At 59.2% G+C, this 21176-nt stretch carries 29 protein-coding genes; 6 read left to right on the top strand and 23 right to left on the bottom strand.

The genetic code is table 11. From position 1 onward, the window contains the following. Positions 1-14: 14 nt before the first annotated feature. From PSCI_RS16265 to PSCI_RS16205, 13 genes are all read right to left on the bottom strand, one after another. Positions 15-512, bottom strand: a complete 498-nt coding sequence (locus tag PSCI_RS16265; protein WP_045488872.1) for a lysis system i-spanin subunit Rz — start codon at positions 510-512, stop codon at positions 15-17. Then, on the bottom strand, positions 509-1042 hold the full coding sequence (locus PSCI_RS16260; RefSeq protein WP_045488868.1) for a lysozyme: 534 nt from the start codon (positions 1040-1042) through the stop codon (positions 509-511). Before PSCI_RS16260 ends, PSCI_RS16265 begins: the two co-directional genes overlap by 4 nt. After that, a complete protein-coding gene (locus PSCI_RS16255; protein WP_231906433.1) occupies positions 1039-1341 on the bottom strand; it encodes a hypothetical protein in 303 nt (100 codons plus the stop codon). The genes PSCI_RS16260 and PSCI_RS16255 overlap by 4 nt, the downstream gene beginning before the upstream one ends. Next, the gene (locus PSCI_RS16250) at positions 1341-1550 is read right to left on the bottom strand and encodes a TraR/DksA C4-type zinc finger protein (protein WP_045488865.1); all 210 of its coding nucleotides are present in this window, start codon (positions 1548-1550) and stop codon (positions 1341-1343) included. The genes PSCI_RS16255 and PSCI_RS16250 overlap by 1 nt, the downstream gene beginning before the upstream one ends. Beyond that, complete coding sequence (locus tag PSCI_RS16245; RefSeq protein WP_045488862.1) at positions 1547-2002, bottom strand: phage protein; 456 nt, start codon at positions 2000-2002, stop codon at positions 1547-1549. The genes PSCI_RS16250 and PSCI_RS16245 overlap by 4 nt, the downstream gene beginning before the upstream one ends. Positions 2003-2005: 3 nt before the next feature. Continuing rightward, positions 2006-3124, bottom strand: a complete 1119-nt coding sequence (locus tag PSCI_RS16240) for a DUF2586 domain-containing protein (RefSeq protein WP_045488860.1) — start codon at positions 3122-3124, stop codon at positions 2006-2008. A 12-nt stretch (positions 3125-3136) separates the two neighbouring features. Continuing rightward, complete coding sequence (locus PSCI_RS16235) at positions 3137-3814, bottom strand: phage virion morphogenesis protein (RefSeq protein WP_045488857.1); 678 nt, start codon at positions 3812-3814, stop codon at positions 3137-3139. After that, complete coding sequence (locus tag PSCI_RS16230) at positions 3807-4250, bottom strand: phage tail protein (protein ID WP_045488854.1); 444 nt, start codon at positions 4248-4250, stop codon at positions 3807-3809. The genes PSCI_RS16235 and PSCI_RS16230 overlap by 8 nt, the downstream gene beginning before the upstream one ends. After that, a complete protein-coding gene (locus PSCI_RS16225) occupies positions 4247-4741 on the bottom strand; it encodes a hypothetical protein (RefSeq protein WP_045488851.1) in 495 nt (164 codons plus the stop codon). The genes PSCI_RS16230 and PSCI_RS16225 overlap by 4 nt, the downstream gene beginning before the upstream one ends. After that, positions 4738-5202, bottom strand: a complete 465-nt coding sequence (locus tag PSCI_RS16220; protein ID WP_045488848.1) for a head completion/stabilization protein — start codon at positions 5200-5202, stop codon at positions 4738-4740. Before PSCI_RS16220 ends, PSCI_RS16225 begins: the two co-directional genes overlap by 4 nt. Positions 5203-5302: 100 nt before the next feature. After that, entirely contained in the window at positions 5303-6127 is an 825-nt protein-coding gene (gene gpM, locus PSCI_RS16215; RefSeq protein ID WP_045488845.1) for a phage terminase small subunit, read from the bottom strand. Continuing rightward, positions 6124-7152 (bottom strand): phage major capsid protein, P2 family, encoded by a 1029-nt coding sequence (locus tag PSCI_RS16210; protein ID WP_045488842.1) that lies wholly within the window; start codon positions 7150-7152, stop codon positions 6124-6126. The genes gpM and PSCI_RS16210 overlap by 4 nt, the downstream gene beginning before the upstream one ends. Position 7153: 1 nt before the next feature. Beyond that, complete coding sequence (locus tag PSCI_RS16205) at positions 7154-8086, bottom strand: GPO family capsid scaffolding protein (RefSeq protein WP_045488839.1); 933 nt, start codon at positions 8084-8086, stop codon at positions 7154-7156. Between the two features lie 163 nt (positions 8087-8249). On the opposite strand from PSCI_RS16205, the gene PSCI_RS16200 reads away from it, so the two are divergent. The 3 genes from PSCI_RS16200 to PSCI_RS16190 all read left to right on the top strand — a co-directional run bounded on the left by PSCI_RS16200 (position 8250) and on the right by PSCI_RS16190 (position 11445). Continuing rightward, on the top strand, positions 8250-10325 hold the full coding sequence (locus PSCI_RS16200) for a terminase large subunit domain-containing protein (protein WP_045488836.1): 2076 nt from the start codon (positions 8250-8252) through the stop codon (positions 10323-10325). Continuing rightward, complete coding sequence (locus PSCI_RS16195) at positions 10252-11106, top strand: phage portal protein (protein WP_045488833.1); 855 nt, start codon at positions 10252-10254, stop codon at positions 11104-11106. The genes PSCI_RS16200 and PSCI_RS16195 overlap by 74 nt, the downstream gene beginning before the upstream one ends. Positions 11107-11184: 78 nt before the next feature. Continuing rightward, positions 11185-11445: an ogr/Delta-like zinc finger family protein gene (locus PSCI_RS16190; protein WP_045488829.1), complete on the top strand. Its 261-nt coding sequence runs from the start codon at positions 11185-11187 to the stop codon at positions 11443-11445. Positions 11446-12097: 652 nt separating this feature from the next. Here PSCI_RS16190 and PSCI_RS16185 read toward each other — a convergent pair. From PSCI_RS16185 to PSCI_RS16175, 3 genes are read right to left on the bottom strand one after another with little or no spacing between them, the layout of a single operon-like run. Continuing rightward, entirely contained in the window at positions 12098-12988 is an 891-nt protein-coding gene (locus tag PSCI_RS16185) for a hypothetical protein (RefSeq protein WP_144403264.1), read from the bottom strand. A gap of 5 nt (positions 12989-12993) precedes the next feature. Beyond that, complete coding sequence (locus PSCI_RS16180; RefSeq protein WP_045488826.1) at positions 12994-13623, bottom strand: hypothetical protein; 630 nt, start codon at positions 13621-13623, stop codon at positions 12994-12996. Beyond that, positions 13620-13835: a Cro/CI family transcriptional regulator gene (locus PSCI_RS16175; protein WP_231906431.1), complete on the bottom strand. Its 216-nt coding sequence runs from the start codon at positions 13833-13835 to the stop codon at positions 13620-13622. The genes PSCI_RS16180 and PSCI_RS16175 overlap by 4 nt, the downstream gene beginning before the upstream one ends. A 204-nt stretch (positions 13836-14039) precedes the next feature. Between PSCI_RS16175 and PSCI_RS16170 the strand changes: the two genes are divergently transcribed. Beyond that, entirely contained in the window at positions 14040-14708 is a 669-nt protein-coding gene (locus PSCI_RS16170; protein WP_331711507.1) for a S24 family peptidase, read from the top strand. 42 nt (positions 14709-14750) lie between these two features. Here PSCI_RS16170 and PSCI_RS28235 read toward each other — a convergent pair whose 3' ends face one another. The 7 genes from PSCI_RS28235 to PSCI_RS16135 form a co-directional block, all read right to left on the bottom strand. Beyond that, a complete protein-coding gene (locus PSCI_RS28235; protein WP_052483411.1) occupies positions 14751-15056 on the bottom strand; it encodes an Arc family DNA-binding protein in 306 nt (101 codons plus the stop codon). Then, positions 15053-15361, bottom strand: coding sequence for a hypothetical protein (locus PSCI_RS28675; RefSeq protein ID WP_231906429.1), 309 nt, complete (start codon positions 15359-15361; stop codon positions 15053-15055). Before PSCI_RS28675 ends, PSCI_RS28235 begins: the two co-directional genes overlap by 4 nt. A gap of 14 nt (positions 15362-15375) precedes the next feature. Further along, complete coding sequence (locus PSCI_RS16155; RefSeq protein ID WP_045488818.1) at positions 15376-16374, bottom strand: hypothetical protein; 999 nt, start codon at positions 16372-16374, stop codon at positions 15376-15378. Beyond that, positions 16367-16600 carry a hypothetical protein gene (locus tag PSCI_RS16150; protein WP_045488816.1) on the bottom strand — a complete coding sequence of 78 codons (234 nt, stop codon included), beginning with the start codon at positions 16598-16600 and terminating at the stop codon, positions 16367-16369. The genes PSCI_RS16155 and PSCI_RS16150 overlap by 8 nt, the downstream gene beginning before the upstream one ends. Further along, on the bottom strand, positions 16597-17172 hold the full coding sequence (locus PSCI_RS16145; protein ID WP_045488814.1) for a hypothetical protein: 576 nt from the start codon (positions 17170-17172) through the stop codon (positions 16597-16599). The genes PSCI_RS16150 and PSCI_RS16145 overlap by 4 nt, the downstream gene beginning before the upstream one ends. 118 nt (positions 17173-17290) lie before the next feature. Next, positions 17291-17545, bottom strand: coding sequence for a DUF1654 domain-containing protein (locus PSCI_RS30205; RefSeq protein WP_084709993.1), 255 nt, complete (start codon positions 17543-17545; stop codon positions 17291-17293). Between the two features lie 87 nt (positions 17546-17632). Then, on the bottom strand, positions 17633-19249 hold the full coding sequence (locus PSCI_RS16135; protein ID WP_045488809.1) for a recombinase family protein: 1617 nt from the start codon (positions 19247-19249) through the stop codon (positions 17633-17635). A gap of 35 nt (positions 19250-19284) precedes the next feature. Here PSCI_RS16135 and rimO point away from each other — a divergent pair, with 35 nt between their 5' ends. After that, positions 19285-20616 carry a 30S ribosomal protein S12 methylthiotransferase RimO gene (gene rimO, locus PSCI_RS16130; protein ID WP_144403384.1) on the top strand — a complete coding sequence of 444 codons (1332 nt, stop codon included), beginning with the start codon at positions 19285-19287 and terminating at the stop codon, positions 20614-20616. A gap of 74 nt (positions 20617-20690) precedes the next feature. Next, positions 20691-21131: a GNAT family N-acetyltransferase gene (locus PSCI_RS16125; protein ID WP_045488803.1), complete on the top strand. Its 441-nt coding sequence runs from the start codon at positions 20691-20693 to the stop codon at positions 21129-21131. Positions 21132-21176: the final 45 nt, after the last annotated feature.

Raw genomic sequence — 21176 nt, 5'->3', positions numbered from 1 at the left:
CCGTAGGGTGTGTTTCAGGGTTGTGCCGGCGTGCGCAGCACGACGCGGCGGATGTAGTCCTGCAGGCCCAGGATCATTTCCCGGGCGCGGGCAAGCTCGTTTCGGAGGGTGAAATAATCCGATCGAGCGTCTGCAGTGAGTTCGGCGGTTCCTGCATCAGCCAGGCCGGCGGCGCCGGGATCTGCGGCGTGGGGCACGCTGCAGGTGGCTTGGATGAGCAGCCGGCGACGGCCGTCAGCAACAGCGCGCTGCAGAGCCAGGTTCTTGGTGAGTGCATCGTTCAGGGCCTCGGTACGTTCGGTGTCGACCTGGTTGCGCGCCTCAAGCATTTCGCCGGTCAGGCGGGCGGCTTCGCGGGCGTTTTCCAGATCTTGGTTAGCGGTCGCCAGTTCGTCCCAGGCATCGCTCAGTTGCGCGCGGGTGGCGTTCAGCTGGCTGTCCAGGTAGCAGTTGAAAGCCACCACGAAGCCCACGAACAGGAAGATCAGGATGTAGCGCAGGCTGATGGTCATTTCAGGCAAAGCCCCATTTCATCTAGCCGGCGGTTGTGCAGCCCTTGGACGAATTGCTTCTCGCCCTGGGCGGTGGTCACGTAGGCCCACACCGGCGTCTTGCCATCCGAGGCCCAGGCGATCGCCCTGCAGCCCTCGCGGATCCGGCCGGCGTTGATCAGGACCAAGGCACGGCTCGCGCACGTCGCAGCTGAGCCGAAGTTATGGGAATGGCTGCTCAGGGCGTCGAAGGTGTTCTGGCTGATTGCTTCATTGGTCAGGCAGTCGGCCAGGGCCAACTGCCCTTTTTGCACGACCAATTCCTCGACTTCCGCGCAACGCTCAGGTGACCAGTAGTCGCCGACGATTACGGGGTACGGGCTGCTGTGTTTGGTTACGCCTTTGCAGACGGTCGGCAGCCCTCGTGCCAACTTGTCGGCATACACGTGGTTCTGGCCTTCACCTTCCCACTTGCCCAGGAACCCCATCAGCGTGCCGCTGCCCAGCACCAGGCCCAAGGCACCGGTGAGGATCTTCTTGCGCAGGCTCATGGGAACACCGCCCGCAGCAGGGTTGGCCCGACCATCTGCAGGATCGCCCACAGGGTGCTGGCAATGGCCAGTGCCCAGGTGATCTTCTTGCCGATGCCGGCGACAACTCCGGTCAGTTCCTGTTGGCCTTTGTTGAGTTCCGAGAGCTGGCCAGACATGTGCTCGAACTGCTGCTCCAGCTTGGTGACGCGGGTCGGCACCGATTCCTGGCGTTTTTCCATGGCCACCAGGCGGTGCTTCATGACTGCCATGTCACGCTCCAGTTCACGAACTGGATCATTGGCTACGGATCCGGTCATCAGCGGCGTCCTTTCTCGGTGAGTGTTTGGCAAGGCACACAGCGGGTGATGCCACCCAAAGCGCGGCGCGCCTCGGGGATCTCACAGTCGCAGTCCTTGCAATGGGTGAGGCTTGGGCCGCTCGGTCGAGGACCCGCCAGCGCCGCTGCGATCTCCAGGTCACGCATGTGCTGATCGAATGCCTGGGCCTGATCGAACGGACAGGTCATTCAATCAGGCCTTCGATTTCGACGGGATCCAGGTACGGCACGCCATCGATATGCACAAAGTCCGGACTGGTAACGTCGTACTGCACCTTCACCGTCGACTTCGCACCGCCCTTCGGATCAATACTCAGCAGGCTGGACAAACGAATCTTGCAGCCGAAGGCCTCGTACTTGATTTCGTCCTCACCGGCTTTGGCGAAGAACACGATGTCAAACGGCTCCAGTCCTCGGAAGCTGCCGGCGGTGCTCGCTTGCTCCTTGAGCAGTTTGAAGTTGGTCAGATCGAGTTCCATCTCGCCGCTGGCCGACACGTCGCCGTCCACATGGCCATTGGGCACACCACGGCTCTGGGCCACGGCGGTGTTGTCTGTGATATCCAGCGTCGCGGCTTCAACGTGAACCTTCATATCGCCCAGGTTCACGTCGAAGTTCTTGCCACCAATACGTCCTGCCATGGGTTACTCCGCAGTGTTGGTCGAAAGGTCCAGCGCCAGGTTGGCGGTGATGTCTTTCGGGCAGTTGAGAGGCCGCAGGGTCAGGTACGCGACCACGGCGGTTTTACTTGTCCAGGACAGAACGATGGAATCCTTGCCAGGCGCCTCGATCTCGCCAGGGAACACGTTGGCTCCCACGGTCGTGGACTTGGCCATGGCGCGCAGGGGCTTCATCAGCGCGGTGCGGTTCACTTCCATGCTGTTTGCCGAGCTGTTCAGCCGGCGATCACCGACACGCTGGATCAGCAGCACGCGAACGCGGCGCGCGGCCTTGTCCAAGACGCGCAGGTACTCGATCACCTGGACATCGGCGCCCGGTGCTGCCAGCAGGTTGGCATCAGCCCAGTACACGCCTGGATAGCCGGGATAGGTCTGGGTCACCGACAGACGTGCAGCATCAAGCACAGCGCGGGTGGCCGACTGCAGCGGGATGCCGTCCTTGTCTTTCGGGGTCGGCCCCAGGCTCAGCACCGCGCCGGTCGCTACCCGCATCGGGGTATCAGCGATGCTGACGGCCGCGTTGGCCAGCCGGCCGGCAAGCACACCTTGGTCATTGCCGTGCAACTGCGGAACGGCCACAACGCGATCCGCGACCAGGCTGTTGACCAGGCCAACCTGCTGGACCTGGTACTCGGCCCACGTCTGTTCCGCACTGACGATGCCGGCAGTGGCCGCAAGCACGAAGACGCGGCGTCCGTAGGTGCTCTGCACGTTGTTGGCTGCGGTGTTCATGGCCGACAGCTCGTCGGCGGTGGTCACCGGTTTGGTGATGACCACCCCTTCAACGTCGTAGCCATGCTGCTGGGCATAGGTGAATGCTGCCAACCAATCGCCATCGGCCGCGATCGGCGCTGCCAGGCAGGACCAGCGCTCGCCGCCGTTGTCGCGGGCGGTGCTGATCTGCGTTTTCAGATCGCTGGCAGGCACGCCCAGCTGGGCGTCCAAGTCGCTTTCAGTGTTGAGGGCCAGGATCTGGCCGATGTTCTTGGCACCAGGGCCGATGAACAGGAAGTAGCGTTCAACTTCGGTGACAGAACCCTGCCCGAGATTGAGGTTATTGACTGTAGCTTTGCCGAGTGCCATGTAAGCCTCTAACTAAACGGGTGCGGTGATGATTTGGCGCAGCACCAGGTTGACCAAGGCCTTGGTTTCGGCCTCGCTCGCGCCCAGAAACTGGCGGGATGGGAGCTTGATGTCCCAGCTCTGCGCGCCCGTTGAGGCCTTGCGCTCGGCGTCGAGAACGCGAATCAGCAGACCCGCCTTCGGGTACTCCATGTGCTGCTGAATCCAGGCCACGCTTGGGCGGGTTTCGGTCTTCTTGCCAGGCAAACGGACCTTGTAGCCAAGCTGCCGCAGGCGCTTGGCCTGCTTTTCAGTGGCTGCCGTCCCGGGGGGAACCTCGGTCAGCTTGCGCATCTGCTGCGCGGTGACCCGCTCGGTCGCGCCGTGGTGCTGCTGACTGGCGACCCAGCGCGTCAGCCGGTTCTTCCAGCCGAGTTCCGCCTCGGTATCAGTCAGGCGCACGACATCGAGCAGCTTGCCCAGGCCGGTCTCCATCTTCTTTTTGCCCTTGCCGGTGGTGTCCTTACGGGGCGCAAAGGGGGTGCCGTCCAGATTCTGCTGGTCACGGACCCGCTGCCGGCTCAGCGAGCGCACGCGCTTGCTGACGTTATTCATCAAACGCCGGCGTTTCTGTGGCGGTAGCGACAGCAGCTCAAGCAGATCCTGGGCTTCGAGCATCCCGCGAATGTCGAGGTTGAAGGCATCAGCCATTGCGGACGACCTCGCCTTGCTCTGCGACCCACAGATCGTATGGCTTGATCGACCAGCGCTTGCCGAATGCCGGCACCTCGCCGTCTGGATCTTCGGTCAGGTACTGAGCCTCGACGAACTTGATACTGATGGTCACATCAGAAAGGTTCTGAGCCAGGTCGGTGACGTCGATCGCAAAAACCGGATCATCCATGCCGTCACGGTCGTCGTGGGTTTCCAGCCAGCTACCCAGCAGGGCCATCAACCGCGCCGGATGGCCGCTGTAGTCGTCCATGCTGAAATGCGCGGTGTAGCTCATGTCGCCCATGAACATGCCGTTCTCGTCGGGCTTCCACACCAGTTCTTGGGTAGCATCCGATACCCAGCTATCGAACTGCTCGGGCAGCACGAAGTTGAACGATTTCAGGTAATCGGTCAGGAACCGCAGCTTGTTCACGACAGGAACTCCCCGAACATGTGCATGCGGAACTGCTCGGGTGTCCTGTTCAGACGGTGCTCACGGTAAAACTGGCCATCACTACTGATGTAAGGAGGCATGACGTACCGGTCGTACCGGTAGCCGTTCGCTTCCAGCAGTTGCAGCAACACGTCCTTGTCCGCCGCTGGCTCCCCAGCAACCCGTAGGTAGCGCGGAGTGGTCGAGTAGTACGCACCTGGGCGAACAACTGCAGACTTCAGGTAATCGAACTCGTCGTAAAACCACACAGCCGTTTCCGGATCGACGCCTGCAGGCAACGGTTGGCCATCGGCGATGACAAGCAGGCCGGGGTGACGACAGCCCAGGTCCAGCACTGCGCGTGGTGACCAGACGACGAAAATTACAGTGCGGCCCTGGGCAGCCAGCTCGCTGGCCATCTCAGCCAGGCGCTCGGTTTTGCCGGTCATGCGGCCGGAGATTTCGAGGTAAGCGATCTTCACCTGGCTCATAGCAGCGCCGCCGTGATGCGGCTACGACCCTGCAGCGCACGGATAACCTCTTGGCTGAACTTCAAGAGCGTTTCAGTGCTTTCCGGGGCTTCCTTGCCAGTGTTTTCCGCCGTTTCGCGGCGTGTGGTCGTGGCGAACTGTGGCAGCAGCTTGGCCTTTGCACGGTAGTAGACGGCCTGTTTGTACAGGTCCACTTGATAGGTGCGCTCTGGCAGGATCGTGGTGTCTGCGGATTCAACGTTTGACACTCCACTGGCCTGCCAGCGCGCTTTAAGCTTGGCCAGGTCGGTGTTGACAGCACCCCTGGCCAGTTTCAGTTCAGTGACCTGCAGGTCGACAGCCAGGTTGCCAGGCAGACGATGGATACGCTGGAATTCGCTGAGGTCGAGATTGGGCCAGAACCCATCGTTCTCGATCTGCTGCGGTGGTGCGATCGCTGCTGCTGTGCCGGAAAAGCCCATCCAGATCACTCAAATAGGGGCAGGTTGCGGCGTCGGTGTAGACGGAAGGTCATAAATGACCAGGTCTATCCGTGCGCAGCTCCCTGCGGGGGGAAGTCGGTTAATCGGTGCTGCTGGTGTCGTTGTCGCCAGAGTCGCCGGCGTCGTAGCCGGGATCAGGCTCAGCGGATTCCCGCAGGACCTCATCCAGGCGCATGGCTACGGTTGCAGTTGCCTGGCCGCCGGCAGCAATCACCTTGGCCAAGGCCTTGCGGCAGCCCTCCAGGCGAGTGCTGACGCTGATTTTTTCGTACAGGCTTTCGGCCCGTTCGAAATGCACGATCGCGGCAGACCAGTCCTTGCGGTCCATGGCCAGAATCCCCAGCAGCTTGTGGTAGCGAGCCGGAATCCGTTCGAACAACTGCCATTCGCCATCGACGCGATGCAGCAAGTTGGAGACGTAGGGTTCCGGGCTGCGGCCGGCCTTGTGCTCAGCCTCGGCCCACTCGATCACCTCGTCCGCAACGAACGTCTGAATGTTGCGGTTGAAGCGTTCAGGCAGCGCCTGGCCCTGGCTCATGGCAAAGTCGGCCAGCTCAAGCCCCTTGGTGAACTGGCGTGTATCGAACAGCCAGATCATCACGTACACCACGACCGCATTGGCAAAGTTCAGGCCTGAGTCGCGGTAGCGCTGCACGTACTCCAGGTACTTGGGCAGCAGCTCGTCACGCTTGAGCGACTGACGCTGCTCGCGGCTGTCGATGTTGCTGATGCGCTCCAGATCCACCGCCAGGCTCTGTTCCATCAGAACCAGGTGTTTCTTGGCATTGGCGGGGCTGGCCATCGCCGTGTCCGCCGAGTACGGTGCCGGTGGTGCACTGGCGGCAGCGGCTACGGCTTGGCCTTGGGCGAGAACGCGGCGCTTGTGCGCCAAGGCCAGGCTCACGCTGCATCCTCGAGGACTTCGACGTTCTCGATCAGACCGGCTTTTTCCAGCTGCTCGATGACGTAGCCTTCATTGCGGCTGTTGTAATCCTCGACGCGGCTGCGCTTCGGATTATCGACAGTCTGCTTACGCCAGCTGCTGTCCTGGACGTAGATCGACAGATTGTCGAAGCTGGTGACCTTCACCGCGTTGGCCGGGAAGTAAGGCACGCTGAACGATGGCAGGCCGCCGTAGGTGGCGATCACCTGGGCCGACTCGATGCGCTCTTTCTCGGTAGGGGTGCTGCCTTGCTTCGCGTACAGCTTGGCCTTGTCGGCTGCGAGCAAATCCGAACCGATGATCGCAATCAGATCGCCGGCATCGCGCAGGCGCTCGTCGACCAGTTGCTTGGCGTCATGCACCAGGGCGTCGAGGTTGGCGTAGTCGCCACCGGCGCCCATGGTGACCTTGCCGGCCACCTTGCCCGAACTCATGACCTGAGCCGGGGCTTTCTCGCGCAACTGCTGCAGCCAACCCTTGTTCACGTCCTGCAGCATCGGGTACTGAATGCGGTCAGTCTGTTGAGCTGCGTGCGTGCCGTGGAAACCGACCATGATGCGGTCGAGCGCGATCTGGCGCTGCACCGCTGCCGAATACTTCGCGTGGAACTCCGGGAACTTCGCCCAGGCGTCGATTTTCGCGTAGGACAGGCTGACATCGGACTCGGTAGGCGACAGCTCGTAAGTGTCATCGTCCAGCGAAGACACATCGACGGCTTCGCGGTCAGTGGTCTTGACGTTGGTGCGGCCGGTCACTGGGCCATTGGTACCGAGAAAGACCTTCTGGCCCTTGATCTCGGTGACCATGACGATGTTGATCCGCTCCAGGAAGTCCGCCTGGTGGGTGATCGCATCGTTCAGTTCCTGGGCAACGGATGGCTCGACATTGAACATGCGCGAAGCCGTCTCGACACCGTAGGTCTCGGCGATGGCCATCTGCAGTTCGGCGAACATCTTCGTGCCGTAATTACTCAGAGGATGGCCCATGTCAGAGCACCCGCTTTTTCTTGTCAGCGTCGCCGGTGGTGCGTGCGAACTGGCGACCCTTCGGAGTGTCCAGAAGCGCCTGGAACATCTTTTCAATGCGGGCCTGGCCAGCCAGCACTGCCTGGTTGCCGGAGTTCTGACGGCGGCTCAACTGCTTTTCTTCCTGGGCAGCGGCCACGATAGTGTCTACGGCCGCCTTCACATCGCTGACAGCATCCGCGTCAGCTTCAGGTTCGGTCGGTGCGGAGGCATCGACAAGAGCCTGAATACCGGCCGCTACGACCAGCAGTTGTTCCACCAGGCCTTGGGCTGCCTTGGCTGTTACTTCATCCATTGGGGTTTTCTCGGTAGGGTTGTCGGTCGATGGTGCGGTTTCCTGCTCGGCGAAGCGCTTGAAGAAGCGGGCCAAAGCACCGAACAAGTTGGATTCGTCAGCGGTTGCGCTCATGTCGTTAAAGTCCAGAGGAATGCCGGGGCTTAGCCGAGGTGCGGTCATGAGGCGCTCGGCGCCTAGTTCGCGCCGGGCGGTGAAGTACAGTTCCTGGGTGCCCACGCTGGCCGGCTCATCGGTCACGGCCAGACCGCCCAAGTAGTTGCGACCTGTCTTACGGAAGTTCGGGCGGATCTCGATGCTGGTGAACAGCTTTTCGCCCAGATCGTTGAGCTGCAGCAGCTTGTCGTTGGGCTTCAAGCGGGCTTCCAGGGCGACCTCGCCGGGCTGCAAATCAGAGGTGTCTTCTGCCAGGCGCAGCGCGTAGACCGTGCCGAAGGTGCCGAACCCACGCTCATGCTCAAGCCAGATCGACGCGGTGTAGAACGACGGGTTGTACGTCTCAGCGAGGTCGATCAACTCCTGGGGAAATATCTCGCGGCCGTCGACGGTCGGACCGCTGACTGCAACACGTTTCCAGGGTGAGACGAGGGATCGGGGCATGAGTAGGAACTGCGCTCATCGGTTGATTGAGGCGTCACCATAGGGAGCCTCCAGCGCACCAACAAACACTTGAGATCCGTGTTAATCCGTTATTGAGCGATCGCAGACAAAAGCGGATTTTTTCAGCACGTTTTCCGTTTTTTCGCCGCATAGACTGCGGCCCATGCAATATTCAATCGAAGTCCGAGAAGCCGCAAAACGCATGTACCTCCGTCGCTACAAAGCGAAGGAAATACAGGCGCAACTGGGCCTGCCTCATATCCGCATCGTTTATCACTGGATCCAACAGGGTAAGTGGGAGGACATGCTGTCGAATGAGGAGCCGCTGACCGCCTGCAGTCGGCGGATCACTCTGCTGCTTGATAAGGCCGGCACTCTTACAAAAGACGAGCTGAGCGAGCTGGAGCGCCTAACCACGCTGCGCGAGCGACTGCAAAAGCAAGTGACTAAGCCGACGCTTGCGTATGCCCAAGAGGCCGACTCAGCGCAACCGGATGACCGTCAGCGGGGTGACAGCGGCCGCAAGCCACGGCGCGAGCGCGAAGGAAAAAAGCGGGAGAAAAAGACCAAGAACGACATCGATCACCTGACCGAAGTCGACTTTCTGGACAAGTTCATCTCCAAGATGTTCGGGTACCAAAAGGAGCTGTTCGCGGCGAAACAGAATCCGCTGACAGCCCGGATCCGGAACATCCTCAAATCCCGCCAAGTGGGTGCCACGTACTACTTTGCAGGCGAAGCGTTCATGGACGCCGTGTTGACCGGCGATAACCAGGTGTTCCTGTCCGCCAGCCGCGCCCAGTCCGAGATTTTCCGCAGCTACATCATCGGTTTCGCCAAAGAATGGTTCGACATCGAGCTGACCGGCGACCCGATCATTCTCAGCAACGGCGCAAAGCTGCAGTTCATGAGCACGAACAGCAGCAGCGCCCAGGGCTACAACGGGCACGTCTATGTCGATGAATACTTCTGGATCCGCGATTTCCAGAAGCTGAACAAAGTAGCGTCGGCCATGGCCACCCACCACAAGTGGCGTAAAACCTACTTCAGCACACCCAGCGCGGTATCCCATCCTGCCTATCCGTTCTGGACCGGCGAGTCGTTTCGCAACAGCAAGAAGCGCAAGAAAGCCAGCGCTGGCAAGGAGTGGCCAGCGGAGAGCGCCTACCAGGCCGGCGCACTTTGTCCGGACGGGCAATGGCGCAAGACAATCACGATCCTCGACGCCATCGCCGGCGGCTGCCAACTGTTCAACCTGGAGCAGCTGCAGCTGGAGTACGACGACGATGCATTCGATCAGCTGTTCATGTGCAAATTCATCGACAGCACCCAGGGCGCGTTCACGCTCAAGGATCTGGAGCGCTGCTACTCCGACTCGTCGCTATGGACCGACTACGACCCAGAGTCTGACCGGCCTTTTGGCAACAGTCCCGTCTGGATCGGCTACGACCCGAGCCGGACCCGCGACGATGCCTCATGCGTGGTGGTGGCACCGCCCCTGGAACAGGGCGGCAAGTTCCGGATCCTGGAAAAATACTCCTGGCGTGGCCAGTCGTTCACGTATCAGGCCGAGCAGATCGAGAAGCTCGTTGGCCGCTTCAACGTCCAACACATCGGCATCGATACCACCGGAATCGGCTACGGGGTGTTCGACCTGGTGCGCTCGTTCTATCCCCGCGTGATGTCGATTCACTACAGCCTGGAAACCAAAAACATCCTTGTGCTGAAGGCCCAGGACACGATCCAGAAGGGCCGCATCGTTTGGGACGCCGGCATGAACGACATTTCCCAGGCCTTCCTCAGCATCAAGCGCGGCACGACTGGCAGCGGCCAGGTCACTTACAGCGCATCGCGCACCGACGCGGCCGGCCATGCCGACGTGGCGTGGTCGATCATGCACGCGCTGCACCATGAACCGCTGAATGTCGGTGGTCGCCGGCGCAGCAGCAAGTACGCAATCACTGGACAGTCCCACAATGCCAAAACGCAAAAGACAGCCCCAGGTGCCGGCGGCAACCGCGCAGCCGCCCGCAATTCAACAACCGATGCGGACGTTCACGTTCGGCGCAGCAGAACCCGTGCTGCAGGACCGGATCGGGCAGTACATGGGCGTCACCGCCACTCACGACGGTCGCCTATACACACCGCCAGTGTCCAAGATCGGCTTGGCCAAGCTGCTCAGGGCCAACGCGCATCACGGCGCAATACCCGGCTTCAAGCGCAACATGCTGCTGCGTGAGTTGATCCCTTCCGCAGGAATGTCTGAGATGACGATGGGGTGCGCAGGCCTGGATTTCATGGTGTTCGGCGAAAGCTACTTCTACCGGGTACCCAACATGTGGGGCGAAACCATCGCGCTGCAGCAACTCCCTGCGATAAACATGCGGGTCAAGGTCGGTGGCGGTTTTGTCCAGTTGTTCGCAGATGGCAAGGAGGAAGAGTTTGATCAGGACGAAATCGTCCATGTCTTCAACTACGACGTAGAGCAGAACGTCTACGGCGTGCCCGAGTACCTGGGCGGCCTGCAGGCGCTGCTGCTGAACGAGGCCGCGACCTTGTTCCGTCGACGCTACTACAACAACGGCGCACATGCCGGGTACATCTTCTACACCAACGACCCGAACCTGTCCGAAGAAGACGAACAAGCGCTGCAGGAGCAAATGTCCGCCAGCAAGGGCGTGGGCAATTTCCGCAGCATGTTCGTGAACATCCCGGGCGGCGCTGAGAAAGCCATTCAGATCATCCCGGTGGGTGACTTCCAGGCCAAGGACGAGTTGGAGAAGGTCAAGAACATCACTCGTAACGACATCATCGCTGCTTGGCGTATGAACCCAGCCCTGGCCGGAATCATCCCGGAGAACAGCGGCGGTTTCGGTGACATCGAGAAGATTGATCGGGTGTACACAGAGAACGAGATCCGGCCCATCTGCCAGTTGTTCAATCAGGCCAATGCGGTGCTGCGCGAAGACCGTCGATTTGCCTGGCGGGAGCCGCCGGAAACAACCGGAAACACTGTATAAAAAGCCAGACTTACAGGCAAAAATCGTCAAATTGTGGCAAAATGATGCCATGCAAAAAAAGGATCATGGAGGGGTTTAATGCGCGTCTACTGCAAGGTTTGCAAGGGCAAAGGCAAGATCGATACGCCCAGAAGGCTGACTGATGAGTTTTCCAAACTGTACTGTTCCTGCCTGGACCCGGAGTGTGGCCACCGATGGGTGTCACACCTGGAGTTCTCGCACTCACTGAATGAGCCTGTCCGGACACTGGATACCCTACTGCTCGATCACTTCCGTGATATGCCGGCAGCGGAACAAGCTCAGTTGCTTGCCCAATTGAGTAAGCAGCCAAGCGCCTGAAACAAAGTCGCAACCTCCCTGCGATACCACTGCCCTCCCCGATCGCCAGTCCGCCACGCCAATGCCTGCCCCGCAGGCATATGAGCCGCCGCACAAATCTCAACTGAAAGCATTGCCCCCTGCGCGGCGGAACCCGCGCAGCGGCCGGTCGCCCGCCAACCACGCACCCAGAAATGCCCGCGGCCCCGCCGGTGCCCGCCCGCGAGCGCTGGACGGAAAATTTCCCCGGCGCCAAGCCGCGCCCAATTACTCTGCCTCTGCCCGCTGGCACCCCGCCACAGCGTGGAGGGTGGCCAGCTTGGGTGCAGGGCACTGCCCTGCCGCCGTGCGGGCGCGTGCCCGCGATGGTCATAAAAAGCTGAGCGCAGCGAACTGAGTCCCTTGGGACGAAGGCCTAATTGGTACCAAGCATGGGAGGGTGTGGACACCTCGAAAATCTCTTTCTATACCCGAAGGGGTTACTGAGTGGACCTTAAAATTCCATTTAATACTTCAGGCACCTGGATGCCCGGGCCAGGCGCCGGCGTCGGCAGGAAACTGTGGGCGAGAATAGGCGGCCGCGTGGCAATTTGCCTGTACGCCGGCTGTAGAAGTCAGGGGATGGTGAGTTTTTTGGCCGGCCAGGCGTGACCAGGCCTCGCGGGAGCCGCGATTATTTCGAAGGGGGGGTCTTGCCGTACTTGGCCATGACGTTGGCCAGCAGCTCGTCGGGCTTAACTGGGCCTCTGTCAGGCTCCCTGGGCGGCTCTGGCCCGCCGAGGCTAGCGTTGGACGCCTCCAGTTCGCCATGCCCCGCCTGGCGCGCCTGGCTGCGCTCCCAGTTCATTCGGGACTCTTGTCGCCTAAGTTCCTCGATCGAGGCTCGCTCTTGACGTGCGATTATTGCGCCGCTAATCTGAAGGAGCTGCTGCTCTCGCTTCTTTCTCGCAGCCTTCTTTGCGCGAAACCACAGATACCGAACACCCAGATCTGCAAAGAACTTCTCGGTGAACCGCACCAGCATGCGGGTACGCACCATATGCAGTCCATTCTCGTCCTTTTCCTCCAGGCGTACCCTCTCGGAGCGCAGGTACACGTAGTCTGCCCGCTCCATTGTGTGCAACAGACGACAGAACACCGACGGCGCAATGTCAGAGTCTTCGGCGACGTTACACTGTGTGCTGAGGCAATACTGCATCTTATCAACGTCGAGCCATCCCAATACCCCCGTGGCCAGGTCAAGACGCACAAGGATCTGCTCAGCCGCTTTGGCCAACGTGACAAACTTTTCAGAGCGTGTACGACGGCCGCCATGGACTGTGTCCAACTCCCGAAGGTATTGGCCACGAAGTTTGTCGATCTCGCTCAGGCGCTTGAACGCCGTGCGTATGAGCGGGACTCGCCGCTGCTCTTCGGTCAGATAGCGTTTCTCGCGATACCGCGCCGGCCTGGTCGGCGCGTAGAGGCCTGAGTGCGGCAGTTTCTTGTCGATAGCAGCAGGCCGACCCTTTTTGGGGCCGGCCTTACTGTTTCGCGGGGGGACATCCTTATCCAGGGAACTCACGTGCGCTAGTTCACCTGGTGAAGCGCCGGCGGCGGCGCCGGCATTGTCTGCTGCTCGAGGACTTCTTCTGCGTGCGACCGTAAGCCGCTGCAGCGGGCTTCGACAGCACGAAGCTGATCAACGAACTCCGGCAGCTTGGCCAGGTCGCCGGCATCAATGCGGCCGTCCGCCAGGATCTCACTGCCGATCTGGATGGTCTGGCCCAGCTTTGTCACCAGTTGGCCAAACTCGCCCAGGGCGTTGTCGTCGCTGTCCAACTCACGCGCACCGGTGAGGCCGTGCCGACTGGCCAGCTCGTTCAGACAGTGCTCCTGGAACTCGCCAGTAAGCGACTGAACCCAAGCTTCCTCGATCCAGCATGGCAGGTCGACCTCACCGCTTAACCAGCGGCATAGGCGACGTGACCAAGTGGCCGACGCTCTCATGAACGTGGTGCAGTCGCCCAGGGAGAGACGATCAAAGTCCGGTACGTCTTTGCTGCTGGCCTTTTCCGGCGCCATGCGATGCAGGTTCTGGCTCAGGCTTTTGGCAAATCCGTCCTGGCTGAATCCAGTTCTGGCGATCATGCCGGCGGCGTGGGCCACCAGCACCTGGTCGCGGGACGTGAGCGCCTGTCCGGAACCAGACGTAGTCATACGGAAACCGCGTCGATAGGCTGCTGCGCGGCTTGCAGATCATGGATATTTGATGGAAATGGGCGGATCTCCTGTGCGGCACACGAGCCATCCTCCTCAACCATTACCTGGATGTTTCTCTTGGTTTTCAGAGCCTTGGCGATTGACGCCGGTTTCACGCCGAGCGCGCGAGCAACTCGGGCTTGCCCGATCTTCCTGACGAAGTCACTCAACGAGATTGTTTCCACACCATTACCCCCATCCTGGGCCTATGAATGGGCGAATATTAGCCTCAGGCATACACATAAACAAGCTTTATATGCCTAAGGCTTATGAAAATCTCATGATTTGCCACCCTCAGGCTCATCCCTTTCAATTAGCCAACGGCTTATAATTTGTTGATGGCATACACAAAAAAACCACTCCCCCCAGAGTTAATGGCTGAGGCAAACGCTGCCAAGGCGCTCTATCTATCGAAGAAGAACGCTCTCAAGCTCAATCAGAGGAAGATTGCTGATGCCGCTGGCATAACCCCGGTATCAGTGAATCACTACCTGAGTGGTATCAACGCACTGAATGCGCGCTTCGCCTCAGTTTTGGCGAGAATGCTGGGTGAGCCTGTCGAAAGTTTCAGCCCGCGCTTAGCGGCAGAAATTGAAGGCTTGTCTAACACCAGCCCCATGGTTCAACCCAAACGACAAGCAAGGGATTACCCGCTTATCACTTGGGTTGCTGCTGGAGAGGGTATCGAGTCCTCCGGTTGCTATCCGGTCGGCATCTCAGACGAATGGCTCAGCTCATACGAAAATGCTGGGCCTAATGGGTATTGGCTGAAGGTTAAAGGAAGGTCGATGACCTCGGACAGCCACCCGAGCTTCCCGGAGGGCACACCAATCTTGGTGCAACCTGAGGGCTTCGATCTGTTGAGCGGGAAATTTTATATCGCTCGCAACCTGGTTACCGGTGAGAGCACGTTCAAAAAGTACGACCTTGACGCAGGCATCGGCTACTTGGTTCCGCTGAACAAGGATTACCAAACTGTCGCGCTTGATGAAAATTGGCAGATCATAGGCCGAGCGATCGACGCAAAGATCACCGGCATGTAGGCCAACCGGTGGCAGTCTCCTGATCGGCCATGCGGTATCAAGTCAGGCTAGCGAGATCGGGCCGGCCAGGAGGGACCTGAGGTCTTCAGGCTTGCCCGGCACACCACTGAATGCCAGATCAAGCTTCAGCTCTTTCACGCTTTCCTTGGCCAATGCGTTCTCCAAAAGCTTGATGAGCATGTCCAAGCGCGCCTCCTTTTCCAGGCGCATGGCGATAGACTGGATCATGTAGGTGTTCATGCTTACATGAGTATCGGTCGCTTCAACATTCACTCTCGACCTCATGCCTTCTGGCAACCTGAGAACGAATTTGTCAGCAGTCCGGGAGTTGTAGGCGTCGTTGCTCATTTGTTCTGTCCTTGTTGAGGTGTGCCTGGTGGTGCGCTATGCACCACGATGTGGCCTTGTCCGATTTGGAAATTTTTATAAACTTTTACAGATACATTCCATACTTCTTTGGCAACAGCATCACCCACATCGACAATATTGCCGTACTCATCAACGACCGCCAGCCTTGCCTGGCGCCCATCAATAGTCGTGAGCTGGAAACCACTGTTTACATTGGCACTGACACAGCTGTGCTTTAACGTGCCGGTTTCTGGAATACCGATCATGGATGTACCCTGTTGTTTAACTTCATTCTTAGTTTTCATAGCAGCCTCAACCCTCAAGCAACTACGTAGCCGGCTTTCGTCTTGCGCAGCGCACCAAGATCGATAGCGGATTGAAATAACTTCATGAGCCGTTTGTTACCAATCCTCAGCGTTGCTGCGAACTCCCGCACGCGCACTGGTGACCCAGAAGCGGTTACCTTGAGGTTTTCCAGCAGTCGCTGCATCAGATCACCATCAGCGGCCCCGAACAGATCCTGTTGCTGGCTGATTACTGACGTGGTTGCCGGCGTTGCTGGAGCAACAGCAAGCGTTGTCGAAGGTTCTTCGACTGTTGCTGCGACTACAGGCTCAGTAATTGTTCCGATAACACCCACCCTCAACGCTGAACCGATCAACGCCGGCACGGCCTCAAGCGCTATCGCAAACCCAGAGCACAGCAAGACGACCACAAGAACGGGCAACTGCACGATGCTGAGCGTCTGGGTTTGCAGTTGGCCGATGTCGTGCGTAATGACCTCCAGCCGTTGGTGGACCTGGGCACGTTGCGCATCGATGCGTGCCGATGCGCTCGCTTCAAGGTCTTGAGCCTTGGTGATAATCCCACGCTCACGAAGCTGCTGAGCCTGCAGGCCGATCGAGCGCGCTTCATCCTCAAAGGTGGCCAACTGACGTAATGCAGCAGATCGCAAATCTTGCAAATCGGCGATCCGCTGCTGAGCAACGGCGTGTTTCGCCTGCCCACTCATGATCGAGGACAGCAGCCGATCATAGGTTGCCCACGCAGATACTGATCCCAGGATCAGTGCTGCGACGATCATCAACCCTGCGTATACACGTTTCTGATTGGCCAGCAGGCCCAACGCGATCGGCCAAGCCAGATACTTGAACAGGTCAAGCAAGACTGCAGCCGAAGCAAAGACGAAGCCCAGGAGCGGGTCTTGAATCAAGGAGGTCATGGCCATGCCGACCGACAAGGCCGTGACGCTGGACAACGCGATAGCAATGCCTGCGAGCAACATCCGAACTCGGTGATCTGTCAGGTAGTTACACATGGTTCCCTCCATTGTCTTGAGCCTGATAAGTTGTGCTGCGCACGCACAGCAGCAAGCCGCGCTCATTGGCCGCTTGCAGTTCACCTTGCAGAAGGTCGATCTTCTCCTGGAGGGCGTCCCTGATGGCTTGCCCTGCCAACCGCCCCATCCAGTAGGGCAGGCCCATGGCCACGCCTTGAGTGACAACCATTGCGGCGATCAACAAGAGTTGGTGAGTTGTGCTCATGAGCGGTCGCCGCCTGGTGCGCCAACTATGTCGGCGGCGACTGCAACCAATAGCTGTAGGGCGACCCCTTCATTCACCGGCAACAGCGCCGCCATGGTCTTGCTTGCACCGTTCAGTACGTAGCGAAACGTCGATCGGTCGCCCAGTGGCTGAGTTCTCTCAAGCATCAGGTGCAGATCCGCCTTCCCTCCAGTAGGCAGCAGAAACGCGCCTTCCTTCAGCTTGATCGCCAAACGCAATGAAGAAACCACGTCGTTGTGTACCTGCAGCTCTGTCGGGTAGTTGGCGCGGTCTGGCGCAGAATTAGCCTGCTGGTTCAGCAGCTCGCCTATCTGCTCTGGCGTCAGCGCTCTACTTGGCAGGGTAGTGCTGCTCTGATCTCCGAACAGATAGGCCATGACTAACGTGTCGGACGCTCCTGGAAAAACCATCAACGTGGCGACATCGGATACGGTCTTGTCCGGAGTGGACAACAGATAAGCGCAGAGAAAGCCCGTGCCTGTGCTCTGGCTATAGGCAAGCTGCCTAGCCAGGTGGGAGCGGACTTCAGTTGACAGGTTTACGACATGCATCGGTTATCTCCATATAAATCCGGACAGCAAGCGCTGCCGGATCGACGGAGAGAAGTTAGCCTAAGGCAAACATTTAATCAATGCCTGCGGCTAATATTTAAGATTAACCTTAGGCTCATCAACCGGGATGGCGATTTGTCCATTGCAGTCGCGCTGCGCTGCGCCCTATCCGGGTAACCTCCACACTGTCCTCCAGATCGAGCTGTTCCAGGAACGCCTCCCAATCGCCAATACATTCATCAGGTTGTCGGGCGATGACTGTGTGTCGATGAGCTTGAGAGGCGACATTGAGCTGTCGATTGACCCTACGAAGCAGGTTTTCGTAGGAGGTGAACCCGTCGGTAGCACTGCCAGTTGGAACACACTGCAACATGAAAGCTCCTTGCATGACTGTATGGACGAACAGTATATATCCGACTAACGGTATCAAGAAGCCATCATTTGAAATGGCCGTTTGAAGTCACCAGTCTTCGCTGGCCACCCAGGCACCACTGCGCCGATTGATCTGCAGAACGCGGTTCTGCCCAGTGCGGGAGATCAGCTGTACGTCGATCACCGACGACTTTCTGTCACTTGATCCGATCCCGCGCATGTAGATGACGATTCGTTGAAACGTATCCATTACCAACTGACGCACCTTCTCCCGCGCATCAGTGTCTTGCTGCAGAGCGCGCTCGGCTAACTCAGACCACAGCTCAGCCTTCGCCGGTTGCGCGGCCCTGGCAACCTTTATCAGCTCGCCATCGAGGCGTGTGATCTCAGTCTTGAGTTCTGCCTGCTGAGCTTCAAGCTCACGAGCCTTGCGAATGAAAGCCACAGGCGGGGCGTCATCGTCGGCCAGCAGCGCATCGGTGATTTTGTCCAGCTGCGCGGTGATTTTCTCGATCTTGGCCTTGGCCAACACGATTTGTTGCCGCACACCCTGACCGCCGTCGCCCTCCTGCAGGAGACGCTGCAGGTTGATCTGGTCAGAGCAGTAACTGAGCAAGGCACGCTCGATTGGCACGACACTGATAGAGCCGCTGGCAGGACAACCCGCATCTCGGCTGTACTCAAGACAGTGAAGGCGGCGGTGGCCATCGGCAACCAACCCATCAGCTTTGCGTGGCCGCCCCATGATGTTTTGCCCAAGCAGGACCGTACCGCAATAGCCGCAATATGTGATTCCCATCCCCGTCACGATGCCAGGGATTTCACCATGACCGCGACGTCGAAAACGCTCACCCGTCAGTTGCTGCAGATCTGCCCATTCTGACTCCGATAACAACCGTGGGTAGTAGCCCTCTAGAACAAACTGTTCTTCGTCGATAGTGAGCGTCTTGGCACCTCGCAGAGCCTGCAGTCGAATCAGGCGGTAGATCTGTAACGTCGTTGCGCCTTTCTTCATATACACCAGGCCTTCGTCGTGCAGTGCCCTGACAATTCGTACTGCACCATTGCCCTCCTGATACAGCTGTAGCGCTCGTTTGACGGCCGCGACCCGCTCCGGTACGAACTGCCATTCACTTCCTGTCCAGGTCAACCAGATAGGATCAGTGCCGTTCCGGATCTGCCCTCGGAATGTTCCGTTCTGCCAGCCCTCACACTGCCGACGGATCGCCGCCTTCACGCGCTTGCTCTTTGTGTCCGATTCTTCATGCGCCCGGATCATGACCAGGAGCGAATAGACCAGGTCCATTGGCTGGGCCTTGAGACTGGCCCGGTTGTACTCACGACCGTCACTTGCAGTCACTACAGTGATGCCGGCGTTGATGATCTGCGCCAGTTGCGCTTGCGCTTGAATCGGCTCTGCACGACTTAACCGGTCCAGGCCTTCCACGATGAGAACAGATCCACTTGCGATGCGGCCGTCCTCGATCGCTCTGAGAAACACGCCCAGGGCGCCCTGGGTAACATGCCGCTGGTGGTAAGCCGATAACCCCTCGTCGCGCATCGAAAGGGAAGCATCAAGAACCAGGTTCTTCTCAGCTGCCCACCGCTGGGCATACTGCAACTGACGATCGGCACTACTGCCTGTGCTTTGACGTGGGTCAGAAAAGCGCAAATAGCTGTATACTCGCGCGCCGTTTTTAGCCATTAGAAAAAAGCCCTGATGAGGATCACCCTATTATGATGACAGCGAAGGCCCCACGTGTAGGAATGATATCGTTAGGGTGCCCAAAGGCGCTTGTAGACTCCGAACGCATCCTGACCCAATTGCGCATGGAAGGTTACGAAGTCGTGCCGACCTATCAGGATGCCGATGTGGTGGTGGTCAACACCTGTGGCTTCATCGACTCGGCCAAGGCTGAGTCGCTGGAAGTGATCGGCGAGGCGATTGCCGAGAATGGCAAGGTGATCGTGACCGGCTGCATGGGCGTCGACGAGAACGTGATCCGCAATGTGCACCCGAGCGTGCTGTCGGTCACCGGTCCCCAGCAGTACGAGCAAGTGGTTACCGCCGTTCACGAGGTGGTGCCGCCCAATCACGAGCACAACCCGCTGATCGACCTGGTGCCACCGCAAGGCATCAAGCTCACCCCGCGCCACTATGCGTACCTGAAGATTTCCGAAGGCTGCAACCACAGCTGCAGCTTCTGCATCATCCCGTCGATGCGCGGCAAGCTGGTCAGCCGCCCGGTGGGTGATGTACTGGACGAAGCGCAGCGTTTGGTCAAGGCGGGCGTCAAGGAACTGCTGGTCATCTCTCAGGACACCAGCGCTTATGGCGTGGACGTCAAGTATCGTACCGGCTTCTGGAACGGCCAGCCGGTCAAGACTCGCATGACCGAACTGTGCCAGGCCCTGAGCACTCTGGGCGTATGGGTTCGCCTGCACTATGTTTACCCATACCCGCACGTCGATGAGCTGATCCCGCTGATGGCCGCCGGCAAGATCCTGCCGTACCTGGATATCCCGTTCCAGCACGCCAGCCCGAAAGTACTCAAGTTGATGAAGCGCCCGGCCTTTGAAGACAAGACCCTGGCGCGGATCAAGAACTGGCGCGAACAGTGTCCGGAGCTGATCATCCGCTCGACCTTTATTGTCGGCTTCCCGGGCGAGACCGAGGAGGACTTCCAGTACCTGCTCGACTGGCTGACCGAAGCCCAGCTCGACCGCGTCGGCTGCTTCCAGTACTCGCCGGTAGAAGGCGCACCGGCCAATGACCTGGACGTGCCTGAAGTCCCCGATGACGTCAAACAGGAACGCTGGGATCGCTTCATGGCTCACCAGCAGGCAATCAGCGCGGCACGCCTGCAGATGAAGATTGGCAAGGAAATCGAAGTATTGATCGACGAAGTCGACGAGCGCGGCGCAGTCGGCCGCTGCTTCTTCGATGCCCCGGAAATCGACGGCAACGTCTACATTGGTCTGGAAGACGACAGCCCGGTCAAACCTGGCGACAAGATCATCTGCCGGGTCACTGACGCAGACGAATACGACCTGTGGGCTGAAGTGCTGTAAGCCGCCTGGCGTGCTTTCGAGCCCTGCCATTGGCAGGGCTTTTCATTTTCGGCAACTGGTTGAAGGATTGCGAGATGGATTTCTACATCCCCGAGAAAAACGACTATCCGCGCCTGCTCGATGTCTGGGAAGGCTCGGTGCGTGCCACTCACCTGTTTCTGCCCGAACACTACATCATCCGGCTGAGGAAGCTGCTGTTCGAACAGTACCTCGATTCGGTAAGCCTGTTTTGTACCCGTGACGGCGAGTTGATCAACGGGTTTGCCGGCGTCAGCGGCGGCAAGCTGCAAATGCTGTTCATCGCGGCCGACTATCGCGGCCAGGGTCTGGGGCGACAACTGCTGGCCCACGCTATCGAACACTTCGGTATCCGTGAACTGGACGTCAACGAACAGAATCCCAAGGCCTTGGGGTTCTACCAGAAACAAGGCTTCAAGATCAGCGGCCGTACAGCCGTCGATGGCCTCGGCCAGCCCTACCCCATGTTGCGCATGACACTGGCACGCCGCGGCTGATATCCGTACGTTCAGGCGTGCCAGCCAGCGTACAATTGCGCCATT

Source organism: Pseudomonas sp. StFLB209, assembly GCF_000829415.1.
GTDB lineage: Bacteria > Pseudomonadota > Gammaproteobacteria > Pseudomonadales > Pseudomonadaceae > Aquipseudomonas.
This window is presented reverse-complemented; position numbering and strand designations above follow the sequence as displayed.

Excerpts from the sequence above, each read along its gene's own strand:
- PSCI_RS16145 (WP_045488814.1), bottom strand. The coding sequence starts at position 17,172 with ATGCATGTCGTAAACCTGTCAACTGAAGTCCGCTCCCACCTGGCTAGG.
- PSCI_RS16190 (WP_045488829.1), top strand. The coding sequence starts at position 11,185 with ATGCGCGTCTACTGCAAGGTTTGCAAGGGCAAAGGCAAGATCGATACG.
- PSCI_RS16150 (WP_045488816.1), bottom strand. The coding sequence starts at position 16,600 with ATGAGCACAACTCACCAACTCTTGTTGATCGCCGCAATGGTTGTCACT.
- PSCI_RS16200 (WP_045488836.1), top strand. The coding sequence starts at position 8,250 with ATGCAATATTCAATCGAAGTCCGAGAAGCCGCAAAACGCATGTACCTC.
- PSCI_RS16235 (WP_045488857.1), bottom strand. The coding sequence starts at position 3,814 with ATGGCTGATGCCTTCAACCTCGACATTCGCGGGATGCTCGAAGCCCAG.
- PSCI_RS16245 (WP_045488862.1), bottom strand. The coding sequence starts at position 2,002 with ATGGCAGGACGTATTGGTGGCAAGAACTTCGACGTGAACCTGGGCGAT.
- PSCI_RS16125 (WP_045488803.1), top strand. The coding sequence starts at position 20,691 with ATGGATTTCTACATCCCCGAGAAAAACGACTATCCGCGCCTGCTCGAT.
- PSCI_RS16210 (WP_045488842.1), bottom strand. The coding sequence starts at position 7,152 with ATGGGCCATCCTCTGAGTAATTACGGCACGAAGATGTTCGCCGAACTG.
- PSCI_RS28675 (WP_231906429.1), bottom strand. The coding sequence starts at position 15,361 with ATGAAAACTAAGAATGAAGTTAAACAACAGGGTACATCCATGATCGGT.
- PSCI_RS16225 (WP_045488851.1), bottom strand. The coding sequence starts at position 4,741 with ATGAGCCAGGTGAAGATCGCTTACCTCGAAATCTCCGGCCGCATGACC.
- PSCI_RS16220 (WP_045488848.1), bottom strand. The coding sequence starts at position 5,202 with ATGGGCTTTTCCGGCACAGCAGCAGCGATCGCACCACCGCAGCAGATC.
- PSCI_RS16255 (WP_231906433.1), bottom strand. The coding sequence starts at position 1,341 with ATGACCGGATCCGTAGCCAATGATCCAGTTCGTGAACTGGAGCGTGAC.
- PSCI_RS16170 (WP_331711507.1), top strand. The coding sequence starts at position 14,040 with ATGGCTGAGGCAAACGCTGCCAAGGCGCTCTATCTATCGAAGAAGAAC.
- PSCI_RS16155 (WP_045488818.1), bottom strand. The coding sequence starts at position 16,374 with ATGTGTAACTACCTGACAGATCACCGAGTTCGGATGTTGCTCGCAGGC.
- PSCI_RS30205 (WP_084709993.1), bottom strand. The coding sequence starts at position 17,545 with ATGTTGCAGTGTGTTCCAACTGGCAGTGCTACCGACGGGTTCACCTCC.
- PSCI_RS16250 (WP_045488865.1), bottom strand. The coding sequence starts at position 1,550 with ATGACCTGTCCGTTCGATCAGGCCCAGGCATTCGATCAGCACATGCGT.
- PSCI_RS16240 (WP_045488860.1), bottom strand. The coding sequence starts at position 3,124 with ATGGCACTCGGCAAAGCTACAGTCAATAACCTCAATCTCGGGCAGGGT.
- PSCI_RS16135 (WP_045488809.1), bottom strand. The coding sequence starts at position 19,249 with ATGGCTAAAAACGGCGCGCGAGTATACAGCTATTTGCGCTTTTCTGAC.
- PSCI_RS16180 (WP_045488826.1), bottom strand. The coding sequence starts at position 13,623 with ATGACTACGTCTGGTTCCGGACAGGCGCTCACGTCCCGCGACCAGGTG.
- PSCI_RS16260 (WP_045488868.1), bottom strand. The coding sequence starts at position 1,042 with ATGAGCCTGCGCAAGAAGATCCTCACCGGTGCCTTGGGCCTGGTGCTG.
- PSCI_RS16265 (WP_045488872.1), bottom strand. The coding sequence starts at position 512 with ATGACCATCAGCCTGCGCTACATCCTGATCTTCCTGTTCGTGGGCTTC.
- PSCI_RS16205 (WP_045488839.1), bottom strand. The coding sequence starts at position 8,086 with ATGCCCCGATCCCTCGTCTCACCCTGGAAACGTGTTGCAGTCAGCGGT.
- PSCI_RS28235 (WP_052483411.1), bottom strand. The coding sequence starts at position 15,056 with ATGAGCAACGACGCCTACAACTCCCGGACTGCTGACAAATTCGTTCTC.
- rimO (WP_144403384.1), top strand. The coding sequence starts at position 19,285 with ATGACAGCGAAGGCCCCACGTGTAGGAATGATATCGTTAGGGTGCCCA.